The organism is Granulicella aggregans (genome assembly GCF_014203275.1).
Lineage (GTDB): Bacteria > Acidobacteriota > Terriglobia > Terriglobales > Acidobacteriaceae > Edaphobacter.
This window is the reverse complement of sequence record NZ_JACHIP010000015.1, coordinates 20,444-47,116: the sequence shown is the minus strand read 5'-3', so window position 1 is coordinate 47,116 and position 26,673 is coordinate 20,444. Positions and strand designations below refer to the sequence as shown.

Annotated in this window: 27 protein-coding genes; 14 read left to right on the top strand and 13 right to left on the bottom strand. The window is 55.8% G+C overall.

Features of this window, described 5'->3' with window-relative positions:
- Positions 1–184: 184 nt before the first annotated feature.
- The gene (locus HDF16_RS30365) at positions 185–700 is read right to left on the bottom strand and encodes a LysR substrate-binding domain-containing protein (RefSeq protein ID WP_246410097.1); all 516 of its coding nucleotides are present in this window, start codon (positions 698–700) and stop codon (positions 185–187) included.
- Positions 701–747: 47 nt separating this feature from the next.
- Positions 748–1,071, bottom strand: coding sequence for a LysR family transcriptional regulator (locus tag HDF16_RS31405; RefSeq protein ID WP_221313169.1), 324 nt, complete (start codon positions 1,069–1,071; stop codon positions 748–750).
- A 127-nt stretch (positions 1,072–1,198) separates the two neighbouring features.
- Here HDF16_RS31405 and HDF16_RS25450 point away from each other — a divergent pair, with 127 nt between their 5' ends.
- Entirely contained in the window at positions 1,199–1,957 is a 759-nt protein-coding gene (locus HDF16_RS25450; RefSeq protein WP_184222941.1) for an SDR family NAD(P)-dependent oxidoreductase, read from the top strand.
- Positions 1,958–1,968: 11 nt separating this feature from the next.
- A complete protein-coding gene (locus tag HDF16_RS25445) occupies positions 1,969–2,364 on the top strand; it encodes a (R)-mandelonitrile lyase (RefSeq protein WP_184222939.1) in 396 nt (131 codons plus the stop codon).
- A gap of 208 nt (positions 2,365–2,572) precedes the next feature.
- Here HDF16_RS25445 and HDF16_RS25440 read toward each other — a convergent pair whose 3' ends face one another.
- The 4 genes from HDF16_RS25440 to HDF16_RS25425 all read right to left on the bottom strand — a co-directional run bounded on the left by HDF16_RS25440 (position 2,573) and on the right by HDF16_RS25425 (position 7,098).
- On the bottom strand, positions 2,573–2,944 hold the full coding sequence (locus HDF16_RS25440) for a single-stranded DNA-binding protein (RefSeq protein WP_184222937.1): 372 nt from the start codon (positions 2,942–2,944) through the stop codon (positions 2,573–2,575).
- A 446-nt stretch (positions 2,945–3,390) separates the two neighbouring features.
- Positions 3,391–4,497 carry an IS110 family transposase gene (locus HDF16_RS25435; RefSeq protein WP_246410094.1) on the bottom strand — a complete coding sequence of 369 codons (1,107 nt, stop codon included), beginning with the start codon at positions 4,495–4,497 and terminating at the stop codon, positions 3,391–3,393.
- A 393-nt stretch (positions 4,498–4,890) separates the two neighbouring features.
- Positions 4,891–5,943, bottom strand: a complete 1,053-nt coding sequence (locus HDF16_RS25430; RefSeq protein ID WP_246410091.1) for a RepB family DNA primase — start codon at positions 5,941–5,943, stop codon at positions 4,891–4,893.
- 894 nt (positions 5,944–6,837) lie between these two features.
- Complete coding sequence (locus HDF16_RS25425; protein ID WP_184222935.1) at positions 6,838–7,098, bottom strand: hypothetical protein; 261 nt, start codon at positions 7,096–7,098, stop codon at positions 6,838–6,840.
- A 69-nt stretch (positions 7,099–7,167) separates the two neighbouring features.
- Between HDF16_RS25425 and HDF16_RS25420 the strand changes: the two genes are divergently transcribed.
- From HDF16_RS25420 to HDF16_RS25410, 3 genes are all read left to right on the top strand, one after another.
- Positions 7,168–7,437: a hypothetical protein gene (locus HDF16_RS25420; protein ID WP_184222933.1), complete on the top strand. Its 270-nt coding sequence runs from the start codon at positions 7,168–7,170 to the stop codon at positions 7,435–7,437.
- 18 nt (positions 7,438–7,455) lie between these two features.
- The gene (locus tag HDF16_RS25415) at positions 7,456–7,743 is read left to right on the top strand and encodes a hypothetical protein (protein WP_184222931.1); all 288 of its coding nucleotides are present in this window, start codon (positions 7,456–7,458) and stop codon (positions 7,741–7,743) included.
- Between the two features lie 555 nt (positions 7,744–8,298).
- A complete protein-coding gene (locus HDF16_RS25410) occupies positions 8,299–9,096 on the top strand; it encodes a DUF72 domain-containing protein (RefSeq protein ID WP_184222930.1) in 798 nt (265 codons plus the stop codon).
- 86 nt (positions 9,097–9,182) lie between these two features.
- On the opposite strand, the gene HDF16_RS25405 is transcribed toward HDF16_RS25410, so the two are convergent.
- Entirely contained in the window at positions 9,183–9,341 is a 159-nt protein-coding gene (locus HDF16_RS25405) for a catalase (RefSeq protein WP_348641434.1), read from the bottom strand.
- Between the two features lie 216 nt (positions 9,342–9,557).
- Between HDF16_RS25405 and HDF16_RS25400 the strand changes: the two genes are divergently transcribed.
- Positions 9,558–10,913: a DNA polymerase domain-containing protein gene (locus HDF16_RS25400; RefSeq protein WP_184222928.1), complete on the top strand. Its 1,356-nt coding sequence runs from the start codon at positions 9,558–9,560 to the stop codon at positions 10,911–10,913.
- Between the two features lie 27 nt (positions 10,914–10,940).
- Here the strand turns inward: HDF16_RS25400 and HDF16_RS25395 are convergent, their stop codons facing one another.
- Positions 10,941–12,011, bottom strand: coding sequence for an ATP-dependent DNA ligase (locus tag HDF16_RS25395; RefSeq protein WP_246410088.1), 1,071 nt, complete (start codon positions 12,009–12,011; stop codon positions 10,941–10,943).
- Positions 12,012–12,040: 29 nt separating this feature from the next.
- Here HDF16_RS25395 and HDF16_RS30355 point away from each other — a divergent pair, with 29 nt between their 5' ends.
- The 5 genes from HDF16_RS30355 to HDF16_RS32170 all read left to right on the top strand — a co-directional run bounded on the left by HDF16_RS30355 (position 12,041) and on the right by HDF16_RS32170 (position 19,245).
- The gene (locus tag HDF16_RS30355; RefSeq protein WP_221313167.1) at positions 12,041–12,211 is read left to right on the top strand and encodes a hypothetical protein; all 171 of its coding nucleotides are present in this window, start codon (positions 12,041–12,043) and stop codon (positions 12,209–12,211) included.
- Positions 12,212–13,452: 1,241 nt separating this feature from the next.
- The gene (locus HDF16_RS31685) at positions 13,453–15,174 is read left to right on the top strand and encodes a diguanylate cyclase domain-containing protein (protein WP_221313166.1); all 1,722 of its coding nucleotides are present in this window, start codon (positions 13,453–13,455) and stop codon (positions 15,172–15,174) included.
- Between the two features lie 1,029 nt (positions 15,175–16,203).
- Positions 16,204–17,643, top strand: coding sequence for an ATP-dependent DNA helicase (locus HDF16_RS25380; RefSeq protein ID WP_221313165.1), 1,440 nt, complete (start codon positions 16,204–16,206; stop codon positions 17,641–17,643).
- Positions 17,644–17,735: 92 nt separating this feature from the next.
- Complete coding sequence (locus tag HDF16_RS25375) at positions 17,736–18,674, top strand: TIGR01777 family oxidoreductase (RefSeq protein ID WP_184222919.1); 939 nt, start codon at positions 17,736–17,738, stop codon at positions 18,672–18,674.
- Positions 18,675–18,903: 229 nt separating this feature from the next.
- Complete coding sequence (locus HDF16_RS32170; protein ID WP_184222917.1) at positions 18,904–19,245, top strand: response regulator; 342 nt, start codon at positions 18,904–18,906, stop codon at positions 19,243–19,245.
- Positions 19,246–19,369: 124 nt separating this feature from the next.
- Here HDF16_RS32170 and HDF16_RS32165 read toward each other — a convergent pair whose 3' ends face one another.
- From HDF16_RS32165 to HDF16_RS25345, 5 genes are all read right to left on the bottom strand, one after another.
- Positions 19,370–19,630, bottom strand: coding sequence for a DUF1810 family protein (locus tag HDF16_RS32165; protein ID WP_432432286.1), 261 nt, complete (start codon positions 19,628–19,630; stop codon positions 19,370–19,372).
- Between the two features lie 186 nt (positions 19,631–19,816).
- On the bottom strand, positions 19,817–20,023 hold the full coding sequence (locus HDF16_RS25360; RefSeq protein WP_184222914.1) for a hypothetical protein: 207 nt from the start codon (positions 20,021–20,023) through the stop codon (positions 19,817–19,819).
- Between the two features lie 104 nt (positions 20,024–20,127).
- The gene (locus HDF16_RS25355) at positions 20,128–20,409 is read right to left on the bottom strand and encodes a hypothetical protein (protein WP_184222912.1); all 282 of its coding nucleotides are present in this window, start codon (positions 20,407–20,409) and stop codon (positions 20,128–20,130) included.
- Between the two features lie 522 nt (positions 20,410–20,931).
- Positions 20,932–22,668 carry a ubiquinone-dependent pyruvate dehydrogenase gene (gene poxB / locus HDF16_RS25350; RefSeq protein ID WP_184222910.1) on the bottom strand — a complete coding sequence of 579 codons (1,737 nt, stop codon included), beginning with the start codon at positions 22,666–22,668 and terminating at the stop codon, positions 20,932–20,934.
- Between the two features lie 330 nt (positions 22,669–22,998).
- Positions 22,999–23,631 carry an HAD family hydrolase gene (locus HDF16_RS25345; protein ID WP_184222908.1) on the bottom strand — a complete coding sequence of 211 codons (633 nt, stop codon included), beginning with the start codon at positions 23,629–23,631 and terminating at the stop codon, positions 22,999–23,001.
- 163 nt (positions 23,632–23,794) lie between these two features.
- Between HDF16_RS25345 and HDF16_RS25340 the strand changes: the two genes are divergently transcribed.
- The 3 genes from HDF16_RS25340 to HDF16_RS25330 all read left to right on the top strand — a co-directional run bounded on the left by HDF16_RS25340 (position 23,795) and on the right by HDF16_RS25330 (position 25,934).
- Positions 23,795–24,748 carry an SDR family NAD(P)-dependent oxidoreductase gene (locus HDF16_RS25340; protein WP_184222906.1) on the top strand — a complete coding sequence of 318 codons (954 nt, stop codon included), beginning with the start codon at positions 23,795–23,797 and terminating at the stop codon, positions 24,746–24,748.
- Between the two features lie 424 nt (positions 24,749–25,172).
- The gene (locus HDF16_RS25335) at positions 25,173–25,547 is read left to right on the top strand and encodes a Gfo/Idh/MocA family protein (RefSeq protein WP_184222904.1); all 375 of its coding nucleotides are present in this window, start codon (positions 25,173–25,175) and stop codon (positions 25,545–25,547) included.
- A gap of 33 nt (positions 25,548–25,580) precedes the next feature.
- On the top strand, positions 25,581–25,934 hold the full coding sequence (locus HDF16_RS25330) for a Gfo/Idh/MocA family protein (RefSeq protein ID WP_432432285.1): 354 nt from the start codon (positions 25,581–25,583) through the stop codon (positions 25,932–25,934).
- Positions 25,935–26,673: the final 739 nt, after the last annotated feature.

Sequence of the window (26,673 nt, the reverse complement as noted above, 5' to 3'; positions counted from 1 at the left end):
GCGTGCCAAGTCTATACGCAGTCTGTGAATTGTGACAACGGAATTGAATGATGTTAGTGGACCGAAGCAGGAGATAGATATGCCGTCGATACGTCTGCTCGACGAGCGCAGAATCGCCAGTGCACTCACCCAGTGAGGCGATCACTTCCGACAGGCCGTCGTATTAAGACCTGTGACGAGTCAATCACTCTGCGAATCGGAGCGTCTCGATGAGGGCGGATAGGGCGGCCGGCTGATTGCGGCGACTCGGATAGTAGAGAAAATATCCCGGAAACATTGGACACCAATCTTTCAACACCTGTACGAGGCGCCCGCTTAAAATCTGGCGGACGAGAGGTTCCTCGATAGATGAACCGATCCCCAAGCCCGCTTCAACCGCTTGAATCACCAACTCGGGATCGTCGAACGATGCGTGACCTTGCGGGCTGACCGTGACCGCCTTGCTGCCCTTCTCGAACTCCCATCGGTATAGCCCGTTGCTGAATCGAAAACCGATGCAGGAGTGGTCTTTCAGATCCCGCGGGTGCCGCGGGATGGCATTTGATTCGAAATACGCGGCAGACCCAACGATGGCGAGGCGCATCTCTTTCGTTACACGCACAGCGATCATGTCCTTCTGAATGAACTCACCAAGCTGGATGCCGGCGTCGTATTCATCGGCTACCAGGTCTACGGCGTCGTTCGAGGTCGTGATCTCCAATATGATTTCCGGATAGGTACGCGCGAAAGCGGCCAGCTTAGGCACAATCACCATTGCGCCACGAGACGCGGAACGATGAGGCGGATTCTTCCGGCGGGTCTTTCTCGCTGGTTGCGAGTCTCGGCCACCGAGTGCGCGATCCGCTCCAGTGCGGGCGCGAGCTCCTGCAGAAGCGTTGCGCCAGCGGCGGTGGGCGAGACGCTGCGTGTCGTTCGAGCCAGAAGCTGTACGCCAAGCCGCTTCTCAAGACCACGCATCGAATGGCTCAGGGCAGATTGTGACATTCCCAGTCGAGCCGCCGCGCGTGTGAAACTGCGCTCCTGGGCAACAGTGGCAAAGGCGGAAAGCTCAGACAACTCATTCCGAATCATTTATGCATGATACGCATAAAGCCTTGCTTTTGAATAAGCGTCCCTGCATGAACGGGAGCATCTATTCTCTGTATGACCGGTGCGTATGTTCGAGGCACCGCAGGATCGAAGATTCTCCGGAGACGCAATGAATCCCAAATATGACTTTTCAGGACAGGTAGCACTTATCACCGGTGCAGCTTCTGGCCTTGGCCGCGCGACAGCGCAAGCTTTCGCTGAATCCGGCGCGGCATTGCTGTTGGTCGATCGTGACGAGGAAAAGCTCAACAGCGTTCTCAGTGAAATTGCAGGGGAAGGTGGCAGAGCCATCGCGCTGGCCGGCGATGTATCGGACGAGCAACTCGCTCAAACCGCGGTTGAACGCGCTGTCGGTGAATTTGGCAGCCTGGACATGGCCTACAACAATGCCGGTATTCTTGGCCCGATGTGTCCCATGATGGAAGAGACCGGGAAAGGCTATGACGAGGTGAACGCTGTCAATCTCCGGGGTATCTGGACATTCATGAAGCATGAACTCCACCAGATGAACAAACAGGGCTCCGGCTCCATCGTCAACTGTTCCTCCCTCGGCGGGCTGGTTGGTTTGCCCGGCCGCGCTGCGTATCACGCGACCAAACACGGTGTCATCGGCCTAACCAAGAGCGCAGCCCTCGACGTAGCTGCGCAGGGCATCCGCGTCAACGCCATCTGCCCTGGCTGCAACGAGACGCCTATGGGCGATGGCATCGATCCGGCGGCTATGAAGGAATTTCTAAAACAGCAGCCGATAGGGCGGATGGGCAGGCCGGAAGAAATTGCGGCTGCCGTTCTATGGTTGTGCAGCCCGGCATCCTCTTTCGTTCTGGGCGTAGCGCTGCCCGTCGATGGCGGTTTTGTCGCTCACTAAGGAGAAGAACAATGGAAATCAAGATCAATGGTTCGCAATCATCGGTAAAGGGCCCAGAAGACTGGTTCACCGGAACCGTTCGAATTGATCCGCTTTTCGATCGGTCCGACCCGGCCCGCGTAAGTGGTGCCAGCGTCACATTCGAGCCGGGTGCACGTACCGCCTGGCACACGCACCCGCTGGGGCAAACTCTCATTGTCACTTCTGGTCTCGGCTGGGCGCAGAAAGATGGAGAACCTGTGCAGGAAATCCGGCCTGGTGATGTGGTCTGGTTCGCCCCCGGGGAAAAGCACTGGCACGGTGCCAGCCCGAGGACCGCATTGAGCCACATCGCCATTCAGGAAAAGCTCGATGGAAAGGTAGTCGATTGGATGGAGAAGGTCACCGCCCAGCAATACGGTGAATGAACCTCGCTTCGACAAACACTCGCGATAGATACCGAGCCTCAGCCACCTATCTGATCGATAAGTCCAGCAGAGTAGCCGTAGCCTATGTGGGCGTTGTCGTCGATAAGGCTAAAGTTGAAACCAACATCAAAGGACTTCTATCGGAACGACGATCTGTCCCGACAAGAATGGTGGATGAGCCGCAGGGCTCATCCACCCAGGCAGACGACTACTCGTCGTCGGCCCCATCCGAAGGATCATCAGCGGCTTCAACTTTTGAAAGCCGCTTCACGCTGATGGCGTGGATCTCGGCGATCCGGTGCTTGAACTTCGCTCCCTCGACATCTTCTACAACCTCGCGGTACCGGAGGATGCCTTCGGGAGTAATGAGCTGCCCCTTCTGGAGAGTCTTGGCAAACTTCGAGAGATTTCTCCAGGCATAGACGCGATGCCATTCGGTGCGGTTCTCGTAGTCGCCCTTGTCGTTCTTCCAGCTTTCCTGGGTTGCGATGTTGAGGATGACGTACTCGTTCTTGTTCTGAGCGGTTTTGGCTTCAGCGTTCTGTCCGAGGCGGCCGATGAGGATGACTTTGTTGAACATGGTGTTTGGCTCCGTTTCTTTTGGTTTGTCCGCTTCCATGAGAAGGCCCCGCCACGTCAACCTCTTTCTTGCCCCACCGGGGTTAGTTTTTCGTTCTTAGAGCGCACGAAGGGACCGAGAGGCCGATTGACTCTCCTGAGTGTCTGTGCTGAGCTTTGTCGCAACACTTCCGGCAGCCTTATCTCCAGTCGCAGGGTGTTCACATTCTGATTTCGCCACGCTTCCATCCGCACTCGTTGGGCTCCGTCTTTGGATCCCGGTGCACATTGGGGTTCTCATAATCAGATCGGCGCTGCAATCTGTCTGTCGGCGTCGAACGCCCGCGGACAAAACGCAGTCACCAGGAACACGATTGCGATCAGTAGGGTAGACCGCTTCCTAAAACCTCGTTGATCCTTCCATTCGTCTGAGCTAGCCTGCAGTTGCTAAGGATGAGGAGCAGGGAATCAAGCGCAAGAGCTCATCGTCGCGTTGTGCAAGGGTTCATACACATCGCCCGTTACCCAGAGATGGTGTAGGAGTACCGCCAATTTCCTAGCAACAGCTGTAATAGCGCGTTTCTTGCCGTTCTTTCCGCCTCTGGAAGCAAGCTTCAGACCCCATCGTTTTAGATTGCTGTGTGGAGAGAATCTTCCCAGAAGATATTGCGCACACTGGACCAGCAGACTTCGAAGATGCTTGTTGCCCGCCTTACTGATCTTTAGCTGCTGGTCGGTGTTGCCCGACTGATCACGTCGAGGAGTGAGTCCAAGGTATGGTCCAACATCGCGAGAACTCACAAAGCGCTTGGGATTGCCGATCGTGAGCACGAACTCCAGAGCGGTCACTGGACCTACTCCGCTGATCTGGCGGAGTTGAGCCGTCTCGGGGTACTGCTGCCGGCCGAGTCGCGAGATCTCCTTGTCGAAAGAGCAGATCTGTTGACTAAGGTGCTCGATGGTGCCGAGCAGCGGAGCGAGGCTTGGCTTCAGTTCCTCTGAAATGAACGGGGCGGCTTTCTCGGAAAATGATGGACTGCTACAAGCAGGTATTCGCAAGCCAGTGGCTTTTGAAATGCCTCGAACCGCATTGATAAGCCGTGTTCGCGCTCTCACCAAGAGGTCTCGAGCGCGAAGCTGAGCGACGGCCGGATAGTGCTCCCTGTCGCGGTGACTGACTGGTGAAAGAAGCTGTGGATCTACTCGAGCGAGACGTGCCAGGAGTTGCGCGTCGACCCTGTCCGATTTACGGATGTTGCTCGTGATCATAGGCAGGTTTCGAGGATTCGCTACGATGACTTCGTGACCCCAGGTCTGAAGCATCTGACTAACCCAGCGAGAGTGCCCTCCAACCTCGATGGCAAATCGAGACGGAGGTAAGTTCCTGAAGTGTGACGCCAGAGCCTCGGGAGTGGAGCGAACACGTCCTTCGGCAAATATGACACCGTCAGCTCCGAGCAAGCAACAGTCGCTGTACTTGTCTCCCAGATCTATGCCAATCGTCACTTGGTCTGCAGCTGCGTGGAAACTTGGTTGAAGCTCATCACATTTCGCCAACGTACCCTTCTTTGCCATGGAATTCCTCCTTGTGTGCTTTGTATCAAACCAGCCAGGCCTTCTCATCCCATCTGTCTGCGGTACATGCTTGCCCAACGGGTGTGCCGTCGCGACCCACTCCCTCGGCGACTGGAAGGGTTCTGCGGAAGGGGACCACAGCTTGCCTGGGGGATAGGAGTCCGCAGCTCGAAGAGGCGCGCAGCGGAATCTTGGAAGGAGAGCGTGCGTCCGAAGGGCGTGGGTGTCTTGAGCGCGGCACGCTGAACGCAGACAGAAAGGCAAACCGGAAGGGAGCTATCCTGTTCAACTATCCTGCTTCATGGCGCGAGTAGCAGTAGCCTGCTCAGAACTACAACAGTCAACTCAAATGCTCTCGGGAACGGAAGGCAAAGGGATACGAAGAAGCGATGGCTAACGTAAAGCCCAGTCTCTCGCTTTCGTCATGGTTCTTCGGATGTAGGACGCTCGTTTGGAAGGGCTGGGATCGCGTGAGAGGTAGTCGTCCTCAAGGGCACGCTCAATCCGGGCCTGATCCATACCATTTACGTAAGCGGCGACACAGAACGCGATGTCTGCGGCAGCGGGGCGGTCGTGGTATTTGCTGGAGGTTCGGAACCGTTCGAGAGACAGAGTCGACAACCTCGGTCCCCTTCGGGGAGAAAGAGAGGCCTGTAGGCGTCTTGCCTCACGTTGCTGCTCGCGCTCTTCGTTGAGTTCTGCAATTTCCTGCGCGAAAGCGTCGGCCATCGGATACTGCTCGCCACTGCAACTCTTGAGACGAACGAAGGGAAAGAGGCCATCGGGTCTGCGGTACTTGGGCTTGCAGTTCGTAAAACCGGGTAGTCTTCCGAATCGTCTCCAGCCAGCCGCGCTCGGATCGGCGTCGTAGCGTGCTGCTAAGGTCTGCGCTGCGAGGGAACCGAGAAGCTTCGGAAGGACTGCCGGGTGTTTGAGCCATGCCTGGAAGTTGCCGGCACTTGTCTCGACAACGGCGCACGGAGTGAAGCCGTCAGCCATGAGCTTCGCGAGCGAGATCTCGGAGAGATCGTCGAGAACAGTGTAGCGATGCTCGCCGGATGGGCGGATGTAGATGTGAGAGCCGCGGGCATTGCGGTACTTGAGTAGAGAGAGCCGTCCAATTACAGCATCTCGCGGAATCCCGTCGAGGCATGGGAGCATTCCTCGATCACTCAGATCGCCTACGTCGTAGAGCGGTGCCTTGCGGCCAAGCTGATTCCACGCATAAAGTCCAGCAACGCGGGTTGCGTCTGGCTTCTGACGTGCGATCTCCAGAATGTTGCTGAAAGAATAGTTATGAAAGCGGCCCATTGCTGTGAGATAAGCGGTCAACCCTTCGCTGTGTCCTGCTTCCAACTGCTCGATGAGTAGCTGAACGTTCGCGGCAATCACCTCTTTAGAGGTCTGGGGCTTGGTCGTGGGTGTCATCGTGGCGATGTTGCTCATGGTCTTTGTTTCCTCGCTTGGATTGTGTTGTCGTGGCTGTTCTCACAGTCACGCCTTGGCCCAGGCCCACGCCTGCAGGGGCGGCAAGTGCAGGCTGTGGGAAACATGGCCTGAAAGGCCAGCCGAAGGCCGGAGGAAGCGAATACCTGGAGCTGCACGGAGTGTTTTCCATCGGCTTGCACGCGCCAGGGACGGAGTCCATCAGCAGGTCTGGTTACCTCGCTTGCGCGCCAGCGCGGGGATTGTTTCTGCTTTTGCTGTTGCTTGTTCTCGGGGCGTTGCGGGGTGTCCCCGCAGAGGAGGGTGATGGAAGACGGCAACGCCGGCTGAAATCAGGGAGGAGGCTTGCGCCCTCGCTTCGCTTCTCTCAGTTCCCTGAAGTGTGAGAATCAGTTACTGAAGTGATCGTTCTCTAAGATAAGAGCAATGAAGCGTGCTGCCCTAGTTGTGATCCTAATGGTGTTTGTTGTCCTTGGAATCGGTTTTCTGTCGTTGATTCGGAAGGATATGCGGAACGCCGATATCCACCAATCGACACAGCCGCATGTCGAGCAGCATCGGCGGCGCGATGAGAGAGGGACATCGGGAACCGGCCAGACTTCCAAGAATGGAAGAGAGAGGAGTGAGGCTTGCTCGAGTCTCGGTGTGACCTGTGCTTCGCAATACCTTGCTGCGTGGACATGGCCTGCGGACGGCAGCTGCCAAGCGAGACTTCGGGGCGGATACCTGGAACCGGATCCACGATGCACGCCGGGCGGTGTTGTTCCCGGCATCACCGCTGATACTTTAAGCGATCCATCCTGGCGGACGCGGTGTATCCGCAACTGCCAAAGCAGCGAAGTTCAAAAACGTGAGACCTATGCCTGGTACGCTCTACCTCGCCCTGACGACAACTCAGGGAAGAATCAGACCTGTGAGCTGGATCACCTCGTGCCGTTGGAACTCGGCGGCGCGGATGGCATGGGCAACATCTGGCCGGAGTGTGGTCCAGCCGATGTCGCGCTCCGCGAGCGCTACTTCAAACAGAAGGATCTCGTTGAGAATTACCTCGCCGCGAAAGTCCGATCGGGAGAGATGCCGATCGGGGAAGCGCAGCGTGGAATTGCTTCCGATTGGGTTCAGTATTTGACGGTCGCTCGAGCCCACTGCGGGCAAGCGCGGTGTGATGCCACAGATTGAGGCAAGGCAAACTCCTGGCTGGCAGCTATGATGTGAATCGGAAAGATGAAGCGGCGAATTTGCTCGTACGACATGGTCGAAGTCCCGGACGAATCGTATGTCGTCACCGACGACATCGGCGAGATCTATCTGTGCGACTCGCGCTGCCTTTGCATCTGGGCTGTATTGCTGGCAACCAAGCCGAACCTGAATGAGAAAATTAAGACTCAAGCGGTCACACTGAGACTTCCAGACCGGGAAGAGATGACTTTTGACACGATCTCCGGTCTGGCTTTATGGGCTACATCGAACGCATTACACCGCGCTGAAAGTTGAGGCGGGAAAGAGACAAACATGCTATTCAAGCTGGCTTTCAACAAGACGATGCAAGGCACCCTGCGCGTTTCCGCCACGACGGTTCGCGGATCGGACCATGTCCTAGCGATCTATGACAATGACGAGGCGTTCACACGCCTGCTTGAACATTCGGAGCTCGATGCGGAAACAATAGGTTCTCTGAAGGGGTCGGCGGAACTCGCGTATGGGTCGCAGAACACTCCAACCTGCTGCGAAGAGGTTGAGTTGACGGAAGCGCAGCTCAACTTGCTCAGACTCGGCGAAGCCAAACGGCTCTACGCCTAAGTTGTACTTCCTCGGTACGTGAGAACTGCCACTTCATTCGTTCAAGAGATGCCAAGGGTGAAGAGGTAGCTGCTGTTTCGGCATCCAATGGATTGACTATGGCCGCGAAGAAGACTCTACCCGCAAAGCATGAGACCGACTCCCTCGTCCCCGACCAACTCACCGCTTACGGTCGGCTCCACGCCCTACTTCATACGGTGCGCTGTATCGCGCAGTATGAAGACGTTCTCTGTGAAATCACTCATGAGATGAAGCAGTCTAGTAAACTTTCGCCTCGCCTGAGTCGAGAACTGGATGAGATCTTGGACAAGATACCCTCACACGCATATGTGTCGGATCTCAACGCGGTCCGAGAAATACTTTCGGATACGCCGATTTCAGCAAAATCTGGTCCCAAGGACTCGGTCAAGGCGAGAAGATCCGGCAAGAACGCCGAAACTAAAAGGTCCGGCAGGCCACCGTCTAAATAGAAGCTTGGCGCTGATGACATCATTTTTTGCTGAACCTGTGATCTTCGCCACTGGCACAGCAGTTTCAGTAGCGTAGGTGAACTACATGACTATCTCGGTGGGTACCGCGGGTTGGGGCGTGCCGAAGCAACACGGAGGGCTCTTCGCGACGACAGCCGAGGATGTGAGGCTCACCCACCTTGAACGGTATGCAACTCGACTGCGTTGTGTGGAGATCAATTCAAGCTTCCATCGGCCCCATCGCTACTCGACCTGGGAACGATGGGCAGCGACAACGCCCCCTGACTTCCGTTTCGCGGTGAAAGCACCTAAAGCGGTAACTCATACGGCAAAACTGCATAAAACGGGCGGGGCTCTTTTGGAGTTCTTCGAAGCGATACGAGGTCTCGGCGACAAGCTCGGCCCGATCCTCATTCAACTTCCTCCTAAGCTAGCCTTTGACGCAGGCCTTGCGGACGAATTTTTCACGACCGTCCGGGAGTTGCATGCCGGCGCGGTCGCATTGGAACCTCGCCATCCTAGTTGGTTCGAAGGCCATGTTGATCGGCTCCTCCGCAGCTTCGAAATTGCTCGTGTTGCGGCCGATCCACCAAAGGGGTCGGAACAAGCGGACCGCCCTGGAGGTTGGTCAGGTCTGAACTATTGGCGTCTTCACGGGACTCCGCGCACCTACTACTCAGACTACGCAGAGCACTGGTTAGAGACACTGGCTGATAAGCTTCACCTGATTGAGGCACAAGCGGTATCGGGAGAGACCTGGGTGATCTTTGACAATACTGCGCTGGGTCATGCGACAGCGAACGCGCTTTGGCTCGATAACGCGTTGAAGTATAGAACGCGTATCGAAGCACTAACTAGACCTCGGACGATTCTTGCCAGATGAAGCAGTACAGTTAGAGGTGGCGAGGAGACCTCTAGTCAGAGAATTCCGCTATCGCAGCGTTGCGAAGGGACGGGACGCGTTCCGGTTTAAGTGACCGTCGCCGGCTTCAAATTTTGCGTGGAGAAACGGGTGAAGACCCCGGTTGTCCCCCCCACTTGATTGAAGATCTTCGCGCGGGTGACGCCCACGAGGGAGTCAGTCAGCTCGAAGTAACCTTGAGCTCCAAAACCGCGGGCACAAACGATTCGCTCCGGAATGCGTTCGTGGTCAAGTGCTGCATTTTCTCAACGAATTGCAGGTCTTCGATAAGCGAGGGACCGCGTGGTCGCGCGTGGAGTGAATTTCATCGTCGGCAAGGTGTAAAGCGGTGATCCTTCTCCGTCAGCTGCGCTGTTGGCTTATCTTCGCTGTCATAGCGTCTTATGACGCATCTAAATTCTCGTGGCAGGCAGGGGATTGCGATGGCAAAAGCAGACGACGCGGAGTTGCTCGAGATTGATGGACGTATGGTGCGAATTAGCAGTCCGATGAAGCCGTACTTTGCACGGGATGTGCAGCTCACAAAACTGGATATCGTCCGCTATTTTCTGGCTGTAGCACCGGGAGCCTTGCGTGGCATCGTGGACCGTCCCGTCGTTCTTAAGCGCTTCGTAAATGGCTCGGAAGCAGAGCCGTTCTACCAGAAGCGCGCACCCAGCGATCTGCCGGAGTGGATGCGGACGGTCACCTTGTCCTTTCCTTCGGGGCGTACAGCTGAGGAGGTTGTTGTCGATCATGCCGCTGGTCTCGCGTGGATAGTGAACCTGGGTTGCATGGAGCTGCACCCGCACCCGGTCCGCAGCGGAGATCTCGATCATCCGGATGAGTTGAGAGTCGACCTCGATCCGCAACCCGGTGTCGAGTGGGCCGACGTGCGCGCTGTCACCATGGAGGTGAAGTCCCTGCTGGATGATCTGGGCATAATCGCGTGGCCCAAGACAAGCGGGTCGCGTGGAATACATATCAATGTGAGGATCGAGCCGCGTTGGACCTTCACCGAAGTGCGCAGGGCGGCGCTGGCGCTGGCGCGTGCGGTCGAGAAACGCTGCTCGCTGGCAAGCAGTAAGTGGTGGAAAGAAGAGAGGCATGGCGTGTTTCTGGACTACAACCAGAATGCGAAAGACCGGACGACATGCTCAGCTTATTCTGTAAGGCCCCTGCCTGATGCACGTGTGAGTACACCGTTGCGCTGGGATGAGGTGATGACATGCGATCCCGCCGACTTCACTGTGCTCACCGTGCCTGAGCGCTTCGCGAAGATTGGTGATCCTCACGCCGAGATGGATCGACACGCGGGCGTGCTGGATGCATTGCTGGAGATGGCGGCGCGCGATGAAGCAGAAGGTCTCGGCGACGCACCTTGGCCTCCCCACTTCCGCAAGATGGAGGGCGAACCGGCGCGCGTGCAGCCTTCGAAGTCGCGTGGCTCTGCGACGAAGAAGACGGTAAAGACTGAGGGCCAAGAAGATGATCCAAATTCGGCTCCGATTACGAAGAAGGGGCGCAGACAACCGACCATGCCGCTGATCGTGATCGCGCAGTCATCGGATAAGGCTGCGGCGGAGGCGGGGCTGGAGCGTTGGAGAGTGCAACATCCCGAGGTCGCAGCCTTGCTGGCGCCGGATGACGTTCTGGTGGACCGTATGCGCGGCTCGTCTTACGTTTGGTACCGCATTCGCGTCAATCTGCGACACGTGCCGGAGGCTGCTCGACCTGCACAAGGCGTACCTGATCCTAATGATGACCCAACACGGGCACGTGATGAATCGAAAGCCTGATGTCTCGTAAGCGTAACTACAGGCGTGTCATGTTCGTTCAGGGAAGATGCTCATCAACTCCTGCGGTGGTACGACTTCCAACTGCGCGTAAGTACAGTCCTTGACTGGCTTGTCAGGACGCCAGCGTCGAAAGTGTGCGAGATGACGGAAACGATCTCCCTGCATGTGTTCGTAGGCCACCTCAACAACGAGTTCAGTACGCAGCGGCTGCCAGCTTAAGTCTTTTCCTGCGTTCCATCGCGACTTGCCGCCCGGCATGCGGCCACCGGCCTGTGCGGTTTCGTCAGCCCAATCAGCCCAGGGATGTTTATCCAAGGCCTGTTCGCGATAGGGAGCGAGAAAGTCTGCTAACTCGCCACGTTTGGCCGCCGTAAAGCTGGCACAGACTCCAGCGTGCTGCAGCTTGCCCGCATCGTTGTAGAGGCCGAGGAGTAACGATCCTACTGCTGTGCCTTCACTTTCCTTATGCCACCGGAAGCCCGCCACGACACAGTCGCAGTCGCGTTCATGCTTTATCTTCAGCATGGTGCGTTTCTCTGGTGTGTAGAGTCCAGCGAGTGGCTTGGCGATGACACCATCTAGACCCGCTCCTTCGAAGCGCGTGAACCAGTCCTTCGCAATCTCTCGGTCTCGAGTAGCAGGCGTGAGATGCAAGGGTGCTTGAACATTAGAGAGGATTCGTTCGAGTCCAGCACGCCTGACGGAGAAGGGTTCGTTGCACAGATCATGGCCCTCCACCTGAAGGAGATCGAAGAAGATTACCGAGGCCGGTGATTGCGCGGCAAGGGTCTTCACACGCGATGCAGCAGGATGGATGCGCAGGGTCAGCGCATCAAAGTCGAGGCCACTCTTCGTTGCGATGATGATTTCGCCATCCAGAATGCACTGTTGGGGCAACTGTTCCAGCAGGGGTTCGCGGAGCTCAGGGAAGTAACGGTCGAGTGGTTTGCCGTCACGACTCTGAATGAGAAGTTCATTTTCGTTGCGGAAGATCACTGCGCGAAATCCATCCCACTTCGGTTCAAAGCTCCAGGGATTCGCATCCAGAGGAATTTCCTCTACCCGTTTCGCGAGCATGGGGAGGATCGGCGATCGCAAAGGCGCGGACATCCTGGATTAGATGCAGCATGGCTCGGACGTGTGCAGGCCGCGATCCTGTATCTACGAGTAACCCGAAGCAGGATGGAGCAAAGACAGAGAAGGCCGGAGTGCCGCAACACATCGACATAGCCGTCGACCTGAATCTGCCCGTCTGGGGGCCAATCCGTGATGGAAGAAGCGCGGAGCGGAGGCCTTGATGCGATACTGCCATCTAACTAGCGCGCAATGAAGGGATCCCTTGCCCGCATCAGGAGTAGCTACGGCGTCTGTGATAGCACTTGCCTCCAGCGTCATCTGGAGACCCTGCGTAACGGTGCGTTGAACGACTCGACTCTCAGCGACCAGCTGCCAGCTTCCTCTCGGATCAATGCCAAAGCATTACCTCTCCAGAGCCGTCTGCCCAAAATATGCTCAATGACATGAAAGCGTGACCTTATCACCGGTGTGATGGGCACCTCTTCCCTTGACCGCAACCCCGTACTCGTTAGAGCCGATCGCTTCAGTGAGTGCAAGCCTTGCCCCGGTCTCTGTAAGGCTGCTTAGGGCGCCATCTTCCGACAGCAAGAGCGCTTCGACCGTTTGCAATGAATCTCTTCCGCTACGGTTCGACATGACGCAATGTGAATTGTGATACATGTCACGTGTCCGAACGGAAGTTGCAAGTGCTAAGTGGCATTCGGTACAGAGTTTCATGGCCTCTTGCCTGTACCGTTGCTGCTGAAGGAATTGCGGTACGGCTCCGTCTTTCGCTCATCACTGACTGCAAACTACGACTGTTTCCCCTGATTAGCTTTGTTCGAAAGGCTGACGTAGACCTTCGCAGACACGAGGTCAAGGACTGGATATCCATTCATACGCGGTCCTCAGCGATCTGAGTGTGGATTTGACTTCGGGACCCGAAATGGTTGGATCGGCGGCCACGCGTACGGAGTTTCCAGGGAGGTCACGGAACAGAATGCGCTTTGCGTGTCGTCGAAGATGTAGACCTGGGGAGTCGATCCCGGGATGGGATCTTGTAGCTGCCCCAGACCAAACTCGGAGCTTGCAGCTGCAAGACAACGCCACTGGGCATGAAGCTTCAGCATTCTTGCGTGTTGTCGTAGTGGCGAGCCTATTCCTCTGGTTTGGATGTTTGCCCTGCATGATCGGCGTTGCGGAGTCTTATCCCATGCCTCGCGGAATTCTGAGTTCCAGCGCCGTCGCGCGTGCTAGCAAGGAGACGCATGCTTCTCTCTTGGAGTCAGGCGCAAAGATGAGGAGCACCAAGCCTCGCCTCGATAAAGTTAAGCAGCTCCGGCACCTCAGCTCTGCTGAAGCCGAGCGACTCATTCCTGTCAAACTGACCGGCATCGTGACGGATCTCTCTGGTTACAAGAACTCGTTCTTCTTTCAAGACCCTACAGGCGGCATCTCTGTTGATCGCACCGACTCCGCTGATGTGCATGCGGGCGATATGGTCGAGATAGTTGGAACCAGTGGACCAGGTTTATTTGCGCCAGTCGTTCTCGCTTCGAAAGTGACAGTCACGGGCCACAGTCCTCCGCCACCTACACACAGATTCACGTACGGGGACCTGTTCGGCGGCGCCCAAGACAGCCAGTGGGTCGAAATCGAAGGAATCGTTCACACCGCCAAAGTTGAGGAGGTGGACGAGCACACACTTCTCGACCTGCGTCTGGATATCGGTGGCGGGTCTGTCAATGTGCTGCTGCAAGACTTTGCCGGTGTGGACATTGCACATCTAGTTGACGCAAGGATACGTCTTCGCGGTGTTTGTGCCACGGATTTCAATCAAAAAAAGCAGTTTGTCGGTCTTGACCTCTATGTCCCATCGCCAAAGTTTATGAAAGTGCTAGAGGCTGCACGAACAGACACATTCGCAGGGCCGGCGATGCCAATCGGCAACGCGCTTCAGTTTGGACAGGCCCAGCATCGCGTCAAGGTTAGTGGAGTCTCTACCTATCAGAGCTCTGATCGCGGGATCTACCTGCAGAACGGGAACGACGGGATTAGAATTCATGCCATCGCTGCGCAGTTCATCGGAGCAGACCGTCAAGTGGATGCGGTCGGTTTTCCAGTCGTAGGTGAGTACGGTCCGTTTCTTGAAGATGCACTTATACGGGAACGCGGACCGGCGATCCCCGTCGTTCCATTGCGGATTGAAGCCAGAAACGTGATTACGCAAAACGGAGACTTCTATCAAGTTCCCTACGATCAGCAGCTTGTGCAGATACAAGGCTTGGTCGAGGAGAGCCACATTGCAGGAAGCAAGCGAGTTCTGATCCTTCGCGACGGCAACGAAGTCTTCGAGGCATCACTACCACTGTCGGGCAGGGACTCGGCATCTGTTACAGCTATCGGGAGCTTGCTTCTGCTCACAGGTATCTGCGTCGTACATGCAGATCTGGACCGTAGTCCGGTCTCCTTCGAAATCTTGATGAAATCCGCGCGGGACATCGTCATTCTGAGCAGAGCATCGTGGTGGACAGCAGCGCATACTTTGGCGATGCTCGCTGCGCTCATGGGACTAACCATCGCAATCATCCTTTGGGTCGTGATTCTGAGGAATCGGGTCAAGCACCAGACCAATGTCATTCGTCAAAGTGAAGATCGCTTTCGTCATCTAGCACAGCACGACTATCTGACAGGTTTGCCGAATCGGCTAATGTTGGAAGAGCACATCACGCATTGTTTGCAAGTCTGTGCCGCAGAGCACACACTTGCCGCGGTCTTTACGATTGATATCGACTACTTCAAGAAGATCAACGATACGCACGGCCACATTGTTGGCGACGAGTGCCTCAAGATTGTTGCGAGCCGTCTTCGCGGGACTGTCCGAAAGTTGGATGTGATCGCCCGCATCGGCGGCGAAGAGTTCATTCTCATCGTCGGCAGTCTTCGCGCTCCCCAGACTGCGTCCGAAATTGCCTGTGAACTCTTGCTTCTATTCCAGGAGACTGTTTCCATCCAAGGAACTCAGATTCCTTTGACGATCAGTATCGGAGGTGCCCTTTACCCTGCTGATGGAACCGACTCAGCCTCTTTGCGCAGAATGTCAGATCAAGCTCTGTACCAAGCTAAGCAATCGGGCAGGAACCGGGCGGTCTTCATTAACCCAAGCATCTTTCACATCAATTCCGAGTTGCTCTGCCAGACGTGACTGGCGATCAACTTATCGCCAACGTGATCTCTTTCAAGAGGCCCGGCAACCGAGGCAGACCTCATGGTGATGGTGCCTAGGGCTGATACGTGCCGAGGAGCAGTTAAGGCCGAGCAGTTGGCAGTGAAACATCCTGGCGACTTGCCTTTGATCATGCCCTAGATTCAGCCAGTCCGCTAAGGATTCGACATTGATAATGCAGTGATCGATCACTGAAGCTTTGCGCTTGTGCGGGGCCTTTCATACGCTCTCATACTTCCTCCAATTGCAGGCACCTGATCATCGCGGTCCTAAACAGGACACACGATGCAGATCTCGCGGACATGCCGTGTTCCACAGGCCGATGTTGCAGTTTCGCTTTTTATTCTCCTATACTTTGATCATGGGGACAATGCCAAGGAGAGAGGCGCGGGAAGAGCAGGCGCGAATCAATGCGAAGTTTGTCTCCACTGTCGTCATCGCCGCGGCCATCATTGTCGCGGTTCGGCTAGCGAGGGAAGACATCGCCCAACCGACGCCACGGCTTCTCTCTTCCGTCGGTCAGAGTGTAAGCCTGGCAAGAACCATTCTCAATGAAGTGTTGCGCAGATTTCCCGGTGCTTAGGAGACGTATGACTCTCGATTTGAACTTTCAAGATCTCAAGAAGATAGCCTTGCACGGTCGCGTGGTGAAGAATGGCATAACCTTGATCGTTGGCCGGCCCTTGATTCCGGATGTGAAGACGGATGAGACCGGAAATGTGGGAGAGGTTCGGTTTACGGTTGACGAAACAGAGTGCCGTCCGCGAGGTCCTTGGCTGATGAAGCCTTCTCAGGTTCAAGATGCACGGAAGCCGTCGCTAGGGACACAGTCGTGAATGTGACTGCCAGGACAACAAGAGCCTTCACACTCGAGTGTTCAGGCGCTTTGGCAGATCAATACCGCTTTGCAGCTGCCTTAGCACGCATTCGGCCGAAGGCATTTACAGTCAACAGAGGGTGATCGATCCGGACTCAAAGGGAAAGAGTGCAGCGCGGCGCTGGCGCAGGATGTCGGCTGCTGCGAAGCAGGAGCTGGAGTCACAGGGAACGTTCTTCAGTCCACCTCAAGCGAGGAAGGAATCCGAATGTCCTGCACCCGCAGGAGAGGACGCGTCTTCTTTTTGTCCGGTCATTGAGAGCCCGATAGATCCCAACCTTACGGTGGATCAGGCCGAGGCACTGAGAAACATAGAAGCGGCATGCAAGCCTGGCGAGTCCTACCTGCTGACCGGCCACGCCGGCTCCGGCAAGACATACCTCATGCAGCGGCTGACGATAAACATGAAGGCGAAGAGCCGCCGTGTGATTCTTACCGCGCCTACGCATAAAGCAGTAGCCGTCCTCGCGCGTAAGCTGGCGGAAGCTGAGATTACTGGTGTGCCTTGCCGCACCATTCACAGCGTCCTCAGTTTGACCCCAAAGCCGAACACGGAGCGCATGGAGTTCGCAAGAGACCGCGATGCGGAGCCGGTCCTTGCCGACGTGGTGGTTATCGATGAGTGCAGCATGGTCTCTGCGGATCTCTACCGCCATATCAAGCGGCACCTGCCCAATGCCTTCGTGCTATTCGTAGGTGATCCCGCTCAGCTGCCGCCGGTCGGCGAAGTCGCAAGCGAGACATTTGCGATCGAGAGCCGCTCACACCTAACCACGATCGTGCGGCAAGCAGCAGGGAATCCAATTCTGGCTGCGGCCGGTATCATCCGTGCCAGCCAGGGCGGCCAAGCGGATCTGTCATGGTGCGTGTCGTCCTCCAATGAGGACAAGCAAGGTATCTTTCTGCCGGCTGAAGCCGCACAGCGTTGGATGAAGAAGGCGTTCACCTCGGAAGAGTTCGAAGCGGACCCCGACAGCTTCCGCTACCTCGCATGGACGAATGCACGCGTGCGTGAAGTGAACGAGAGGATCCGTCGTTGGCGTTATGGCGACGACATCCCCACTCCGTTCATGCCTGGTGAGAGTGCGTTGTTCCGTGCCCCCGTCATCGTCGACGAAGCTCTCGTCTTCGCTAACAATCAGGAAGCGAAGGTGTTGGAAATTGAGAGGAGCACTGTTAGCCACGAATTTGAGGAGGCGAAGGACGTGGCGAAGTGGACCGCCACGATACCCACATGGCTGATTCGGCTCCGGGATACGGACGGAGAGGAGAAAACCGTTCACATAGCTGCGGATGACGGTGAATTCCAGAAGGTTATTTCTCGAATCAGGGACGAGGCCGCCGAGTCACGAGTCCGCTGGATGCATCTTCAAGAGTTTCAGCAAAGCGTGGCGAAGCTGCAGTCAATCTACTCGCTCACGGTACACACAGCTCAAGGTGGGACGTTCGGTTCAGTCTTCCTCGACCTGCAAGACATCCGCAGGCGCGAACGGACTAATCTTCTCGAAGCCCAGCAGATGATGTATGTCGCTGTGACTCGGCCTTCGCAACGTCTGATTGTGGTGGAGTAGCTATTATTCTGGGAATTGCAGGTCGATGACCGTCGCCAAGAACGGCATAAGCGATTATCCAAGTGGGCGGCATCTGAGCCAGAGTAAGCAACATGACACTGAACTCTCCGCTGAGCAAGCACAAGCAGCAAAGTGCGCGTCGCATCCTCATCAGTGGAACCTCTGGGTTGATCGGGCGTGCAGTGGTCGCAAGCCGGCAACGCGCGGGAGACGTGGTCGTATCGCTTGTCCGTGGAAAAGGGACAGCGGATGCTTTGCTCTGGAGCCCTGGGTCAGGAAAGCTCGATCCAGCTCTCGTTAGCGGATTCGATACCGTGATCCATCTGGCCGGAGAACCAGTCGTGGGGCTTTGGAGCTCTGCAAAGAAGCGTCGCATCATGGAGAGCCGCGTCCTTGGGACTGCCGAACTGGCGGCTGCGCTCGCATCAGCAGCTCTGCCGCCTCGGCTGTTCCTATCCGCGTCGGGGATCAACTTCTACGGGAACAGAGGGGATACCGTACTCGATGAAACATCATTTTCGGGGCAGGGGTTCCTTGCCGAGGTATGCAGGGCGTGGGAGGCTGCTTCGCAACCTCTGATAAAAAGATCACGCATCGTGCACCTCCGGATCGGCGTCGTCCTCGCGTCGGAAGGCGGAATGCTTCCCCGGCTGTTGCCAGCCTTCCGCATGGGCTTAGGAGCGATTGTTGGCGATGGCGAAGGTTATGTGAGCTGGATTGCCTTGGAAGACCTGGTCCGCGTGATCGATTACCTGGTTGACGCCAGTGATATCGACGGCCCAGTAAATGTCGTTGCTCCTCAACCAGTAACTAGCGAGGCTCTCAACCGAGCGATCGGAAGGGCCGTTGATTCGAAAGTGCGCCTCCGCCTACCAGCGTGGCCATTTCGGTTGCTGCTGGGACAATTAGCGGAGGAGACGATCTTTGGAAGCGTGAGGGCAATCCCCGCCAGGCTGATCAGGGATGGTTTTCTCTTTCATCGCGAATCGCTTGACGAAGCTTTGACCGGGATGCACTTGCGCGAGCCTTGAACCCGAAAGCTTGGGCAATACTGGCATGGGATTCCGTTGATGGCCTCATGCTTCGCTCCAACAAGAAACGGGGAGGCTCCGAGTAGCATCGAAGCGAAAGAAGCCAGAGCTATGCGGCTTTCAGGTGGGGTTGACCCGCGTACTAGAAACACTTATGCGATTTTCACCGAAGACAGCAGAGACCGAATGAACCAGATGTCCGATCCCTTTCTTATCTTCATCGTGGACGATGAATCTTCAATTGCAGAAACAACCGCACATATCCTTCACCGGGAAGGGTTTCACTGCGTTCCTTTTAGCGATCCATTGTGCCGCTACACCACCCAATCTTGTCATCTCGGACATCATCATGCCCCATATGAGCGGTTTCGACCTAGCAAACCGACTACGCAACACTCATCCGCAATGCAAGATCCTTCTGTCTACCGGCCAGGCAGGAGTGGATGATCTCCGGGAATATGCCCTGGAACTCGGTCACGATATCGAAGTGCTTTCGAAGCCTCTACATCCGCTCAAACTAATCGAAAGAGTAAAAATCATCTCCGGAGACCAAATCTCAAGCGGGCAGTAGATGCTATCCGGAACGGAGTCGGCTGAGCGTGTTCTCGTCCAATCGGCCCATGAGTATTTCGCAAAAGCCTGCGCGAATACCGGGATCTCAAAGTGACCATAATCGGAAACCCCGACGAACAGAGTCATCGAGAATGGAACTTCAGGTCGTCTCGATAGCCGAAGATGTCCTGAACTGATCGATTCTGGAGAGAATTTACAAGCGCAGTGCATTGCTCAAGAGGCTGTCCAAGAGCGGGACGCTCAAGGTAGGCGGCTGCCTCTCCAGGATTGAAGATCGCAAATCGTTGAGCAGTTGGACTTGAACCAAGGCCCTTGATTTGAGGGAAGACGAACCAAATCCAGTGATTACACTTCCGCCCGGCGGTCAGCTCCGACTGAACCACGTCAAAGGTGGAGTTCTGTGCCTTGAGGAACCGCAGCAAATTGTAAATGTCAGTGCTGCGTTCAAGAGCAATCCCCTAAACTGCACGCAACATAGACCCATTCCGCTCGCGCTGCCTCTTTAAATACTCGACTCTGGAGACACAGCGTGACCAAGTTATCCGGCTCCATCCCCAGCCACAAGGTCTCTACTTCTTATGGAGAACCTTGTCCGCCTTGCTATCGACCTTTTTCTTGTCTGCCGCGCTCAACTTGCCTGCTTGTTCCGCCTGTGACGCCCGGGCTTTGGCGTTTCGGGCGTGAGCCACATCTGGCATAGGATACTTGCGTTCCTCTGGCAGACCGAAATCGCTCTTCGGCTCAGAGTTTTTCTTAGACGTCGTCAGTGTCGCCATGATCTTGCCTCCTACGCATATGAGATGCCATTTCGACAACGCAAGACTGGAAATCTATGTAGAGTCTACGAAGCCTTCAATGCTGTCGTCGGAGACTCCACTTGTTAGCCGTAAGACTTTTGCTTTTCCGTCTGCAGAAACTTTTTCGTAGCTTCGGCCGGAGTGTAAATCTCTCCGTCTATCAGCATGCGTCCCGTGTAACGGCGATTCGCCCCAAACTCCCACGCCACTTCATGACCTTGGCTTGCGAACTTCGCCCATTTCGAAGTTTTGGAAGCATTCTGTTCGAGCCAGAACGTACCGGTCGCGTCGTCGGTGAAGGACCGCAAACCATCCCGACCGGTCCGGTCTGTCCATGAAGTCAAGTCTTTCAGTTTCGCAGCCATCTATCAATGCTACGCCGGGGACTGGGCGTATCTCCACCCGGTGTCCCGAGCCTCCGGCACGAACGCATTGAAAGTCTCTGGTGCGCAGCACGGAACGGTGAGCGGCTGTATGCCATCGCGGTCGGGCGCACTTTCGCTGGCATCCTCCACTGGTCAACCGCGCATCGGAAGCGAGATGGAGACCGTGATGGAAACCTCACCCAGAAAAGTTGAAGGGTTGTCCGAAAACGAAGTCCTGGACCTATGCCGCTCTGAGGTCGAAACCATGCACAACGTTCATTACCTTATGAGCTGCCCTGACGTTCCGAGGGACACCATGCAGCGTTATTTGGCCGACATGAGCCGGTCGCTCGAACACCTGACAGATATATTGTGTCGGCCGAAAAACAGATCTTGAATGATCGGTCTTGCATAAGGTCTGTGAAAGGTATGCGCGGACACTTCCCGCCGAACGCAGGCACCCTGATGTCATCGCAATTTCTAGTAAATCGAGCCTTCACCCTCTCCCGCAAAATTGGACGCTTATCTCCAAAGGTTTGTCTTGGCCATATCGAGAACTTCGTGGCCGTCTCCATGAAGCATCGCCTTAAGCATGTAAAGGTTGAAGCCCGCAGCTTGGGCCAGGGTGATTGTGGGCGGAAGGGAAAGTTCCTGGCGTGCAACGACGACGTCGATCACAGCGGGTCCAGAATAAGCGAACGCTTCCTGTAGGGCGGGAATTACCTGCTCTGGAGTCTCAGCGCGCCATGCGCGGATGCCCGCACCAGCTGCGATGGCAGCGAAGTTTTGCGGCTTGAACTCGGTGGCATAGGTCTCGACGCCTGCAGCCTTCATCTCTTGCTCGACAAAGCCGAGTGCGCCGTTGTTGAAGACGATGACCTTCACATGCAGATTGAGCTGCCGTAGAGTGAGCAGGTCCCCAAGCAGCATGGAGATGCCGCCATCTCCGGAGAGAGTAATCACCTGACGGGATGGCTCCGCAGACTGGACGCCAATGGATTGCGGCATGGCGTTGGCCATGGTGCCGTGGTTGAAGCTGCCGAGGAGGCGGCGCTTGCCATTCATTTTGAGGTAGCGGGCAGACCACGTGGTTGGCGTGCCGACATCACAGAGAAAGACGGCATCGTCTGTGGCAAGGTCGCTAATACACTTGGTCAAGTATTGCGGGTGGATTGGAGATTTGCCTGGCTCCCCGACCGCTCTGTCATCAAGTTCCTTGCGCACCTTTTGGAAGTGTTCTATTGAATCTGTGAGGTGACTGCTCTTGTGTTTTGTGAGAAGCGGCGTAAGGGCTTGCAGGGTATGCTTCACATCGCCGATGAGACCGACATCGACCGTTGTGCGACGACCTATCTGTTCGCCGCGGATGTCGATCTGAATAACGTGGGTAGCTGCGGGATAGAACTGCGAGTAGGGGAAATCCGTGCCGAGCATCAGTAGCGTATCGCAATCTTGCATCGCGCGATAAGCAGATGGCATGCCAATGAGACCGTTGAGTCCGACGAAGTAAGGATTGTCGTATTCGAGGTACTCTTTACCGCGTAGCGCCGTGATGATTGGAGCTTGGAGCACTTCGGCGATGGCGAACACTTCGGCACGCGCTTCGGCGCAGCCCGCACCGGCCAGGATGGTGATCTTCTTTGTAGAGTTGAGCAACTTGGCCGCACTTGCGAGAGCAGAAGCTGGTGGAAGGATGGAGGCTGCGGGACCCGAGATGCCGAGGTCGACCGCAGGAGATGTGGCGGACTTCGTAAGGATGTCTCCTGGGATCACGACAACGGCAACACAGCGCTTTGCGATCGCTGTGCGCATTGCGATCGCAAGTACGCGCGGGATCTGCTCGGGTGAGGAGATAACCTCACAGAAATCCGAGCAGGTAAGAAAGATCTGTTCGGGGCGAGTTTCCTGGAAGTAGTTCGTTCCGATTTCAGCGCTAGGAATTTGGGCGGCGATCGCTAGAACAGGGACACGGCTGCGGTGACAATCATGAAGACCGTTGATGAGATGAAGATTGCCGGGCCCGCAGCTTCCGGCACACACGGTAAGCTTGCCGGTGATATGGGACTCACCCCCTGCGGCGAAGGCCGCCACCTCTTCATGACGAACCATCTGCCAATCGATGCCATCATGGGAGCGGATAGCGTCAGTGAACCCGTTGAGGGAATCGCCAGCCACGCCGTAGACTCGTTTGACGCCTGCTTTCATGAGAGTTTCAACGAAGACGTCGGCGACTTTAGCAAGGGGATCTTTCTTCCACATGGAGGGTGCTTCCTTTTTTGGTCCTGGTCGTCTGCAGGTTTGGATGCAGATTCCAGACGTGAGCATGAGGCAACATAATGTAAAGTTTCGCAATGATGTGTCGGGCGGGGCGGCTTATTTCCGACGAAATCTGAACCAGTCGGACAGACCCTTCGCTGCTGAGGAAGGATTCGAGACGACATCAATACTGGAGTCCCCAAGAAATCTTGGGGAAAGGGAAATTTAGCGATCAAGGTTCACGCCCGGTTGAAGATCTCCCTCAGAGTGTCGAAGAGCGCCGTCAACACGTCAACCGTATAGCTTTCGTGCAAATGCACTGTTGCCGAAATTCTACAAGATCTCCTCAACGTCTCTGTAAACTTCTATGCACCCGGCCGCGAGGAACTCCGTCTCTGACCATCCACCGGTTGTCACACCCACCGTCCAAACGTTGGCCTTACCTGCCGCCTCCGCGTCATAAGGAGTGTCTCCCAAAGCTAAGGCGTTTTTCGCATCTATGCCCAATTTCTTTAGCGTGGCTTCGAAAATGTCTGGGTGGGGCTTTGAATGGCTCGTATCATCTGACGAGCTGCTCTCTTCGATTGGGTCGTCAATGTCAGCTATCCGTTCGTAGTCCTCGAGGTCTCTCTCGTCTGCGGAGGAAGCGAGTGCAACCCTGATCCCAGCTTGCTTCATATGAAGGAGCAGTTCGCGAACCTTTGGGAAAGGTTTCACCTGGCAAATGTAATGCTCTCTGAAGATGAACTCTCGATATCTTTTCAACGGTTCCTCCACCGCCCTGCGCTTCCACCAAGGAACAAAGACTGGTATGAGTTCATCGCCTCCTTTGCCTATTTGCCGGCGCACATCCTCGAGCGGAACGTCAATATCAATTTGAGCGAACGCCTCTTTCCAGGCGGCCGCATGGAGCCAGTTGCTTTGAACCAGAGTTCCATCGATATCACAGAGCACAGCTTCGATCATTGATCTCCTTTGTTCGAACCAAACAAGTCATTGTTCGTACACCGTTCGATGCAATTGGTGACTGATGAACGCTCCATAAGTTTGGTGGCAGCACACACCGAACCTGTTTGCTCGCAGAATGGACCTAGTGATGCGCCGCTTCGCTTTGAGCATCTCAGTAGGGATGAATAACCGATATTCGATCCTAAACATTGCTGTCTCCGTCATCGCCACCACATTCGTCGTGAAGCGTCTGTTGCAAAAGCCTAAGGTCGTGGCTGGGCAAGTTGTCATTATTACCGGAGCTTCCAGTGGCCTTGGCCTCGCGCTCGCCCATCGCTTCGGTAAGGCCGGGCTTAAGCTCGTATTGGCCGCACGAAATAGTGATGATCTCGATCTAGCGCGAAAGGAGTTGCTGGATGCGGGTTCGGTCGGCAATGAAGACGATATTCTTCTGGTCGCCTGTGATGTCAGCGATAAGCACCAAGTCTCTGATCTCGTCGCCGCCACCCTCGACTCCTTCGGCGCACTGGACGTTCTCATTAATAACGCTGGAGTGATCGAAGTCGGCCCCGCGGAAGATCAAACGGTAGAAATCTATGAAAGGGCCATGGCAATAGACTTTTTTGGCGCTCTATACGCCACATACGCAGCTCTCCCATGCATGCTCGGAAGGCGTACAGGAGCCATCGTGAACATTTCCTCCATCGGTGGAAAGATCGCTGTGCCGCATCTATTGCCGTACGTTTCGGCAAAATTCGCGCTCACCGGCTTTTCCCAAGGCCTTCACGCCGAGCTCCGTCACAAGGGAATCCGCGTGACCACCGTCTGCCCCGGCCTTATGCGGACCGGGGGTGAAGCGCACACCCATTTCGTCGGCCAAGTCTCAAAAGAAAAACTGTGGTTTCAGACCGCGGCTCGCACTCCACTCATCTCCGCAAACGTTCACTACGCCGCAAGTCGCGTCTTCAATGCTGTCAATGCTGGTCGCGCCGAGATCACCATAACGCCCCAGGCTTGGCTCGCAGCCCGTTTCGCCGGTTGTGCTCCCGAGGCGACCCAAGCGATCTCTGCTTTGATCAGCACTTACGCTCTCCCCGGCTCTGCTCCGCGCGAAGAGATGTCGAACTTCTCGTAGAGAAACCCCTTTACCTCAACAAATTTATTGCGTCGCGCAGGCGGTACATCTTGGCCAGAGCGCGGCTGCATCCCAACCGGCAACGGTGGGCGACAATATGAGTGAAATCAATGAGCAAAGTCGAATCGGAGAGAGTTTCTGCGTGCCGCTTCGGGGATCGTGCTGACGGCGGCGGCGGCCACGGCTACTGCGCAGGAAGTTGGCTCAGTAGGCCCAATCAGGCGGTGGAGGTGTAGTTGTCTCAGATCCATGCTGCGACGGAGGAGCCGGAGAAGGTTCCGGGCCCAATTGAGCCTGAAGATCAGCGCACGGGCTATGCAATCGTAGGTTTGGGACGGCTTGCGTTGGGTCAGAGTCTGTCTGCGATGGGCAGGAGTAAGTATTCATAACCGGTGGCGCTGGTGAGTGGTGATCGGGATAGGCGATGAAGATCGCAACTCAGTACGGTATCAGACAGGGTGCGATTTACGACTACGGGACCTATGACCGGATTGCTGAAAACCATGAGGTTGAGGCGATCTATATCTTACTGCCCAACAGTATGCATGCGGAGTTCGTGGTGCGTGGTGCGAAGGCCGGCAAACACATTCTCTGCGAGAAGCCCATGGCGACATCGGTGAAGGACTGCGAACGCATGATCGATGCATGTAAGGCGGCAAATGTGATGATGATCGCCCACCGCAGCCAGTACGAAAGCTATGACCGGCTCATGATGAAGATGATTCACGAAGGCAAGTTTGGGACGCTGACGCAATTCATCGCGACAAACTCGCAGAATCAGGGCGACCCGGCGCAATGACGATTGAAGAGGTCCATGTCGGGTGGTGGCTGAATGCCGGACGTAGGCATCTACTGCTTGAGTGCCGCAAGATTCCTGTCTGGGAAGGAGCCCTACGAGGTGCAAGCGAGCATAGCGCGACCGAAGGACGATCCTCGCTTCGCGGAGGTAGAAGCGAGTTGTCAGGTGATTGCAAAGCTCCCATCGGGGTTCACGGCAAGCTTCAACTCCGCGTACAACGCCCACAAGTCACAATTCCTTCGTATCGAGCGAACCGACGCCTTTGCCGAATTGAATCCGGCTTTCGCTTACAACGGGATCAAGATGAAGTTCGAGAAGGCTGTGGATGGCGGGGTGGAAATGGCACACGAGCCGTCGCTAAAACCAAAAGACCAATTTTGCAGCTGAGATGGATCACTTTTCGCTGTGTTTGCAGAAAGGCCTTTCTCCACATACGCCCGGCGAAGAAGGATTGCGGGACCAAAGAATTACCGATGCCATTTACGAGTCGGCCCATACCGGATTGGCGGCAAAACTGGCGACAGTGAAAGGGAGCACGCGAGGTCCAGAGCCGGAGGACGGCTGAGGGAACAATTGCCTACAGATCAGGGCACCCTGAAGAGAAAGCGCGCCGCTTCCTGAGGCTGGGAGTTCAAGCATTTCGATGAAATTTTTCCGTACTGGAGCGGCCTTGGATAGCACTGATGAAGCCCGTGCATTCTCAAGACCTCGCCGGACGTTGGCCGGCCCCCGTTCGAACGGTGTACCCGGAATTTTCAAAGTTACAAACGATCTGCAAGCCGCTAATCAGCAATCCGAACGGAATTAAAATCTTTTGTATGCTCATTGAGCCCTCCATTCCACGACGGGGTGGAGGGCTATTTATTTGGGAGACAATTCTCTGTTCCTGGACGATCAGACCTTGGGAGAACGGTTCGATGTGGAGTCAGCCTTTGCGGACAGTTTTTCGTCGAACTGCCAAATCATATTCTGAGTAGTTGGGAGGGAAGAGACTACGGAGCTTAACCAACCAACAATGTACTCCAAGAGGTGAAGGGCAGGTTGTGGGCCGACAAGCCTGCGAGTGACCCAACCACCACTCAAACGACAAGCATCCATGCAGGAGGACGACTCGTGAGCCAAACGG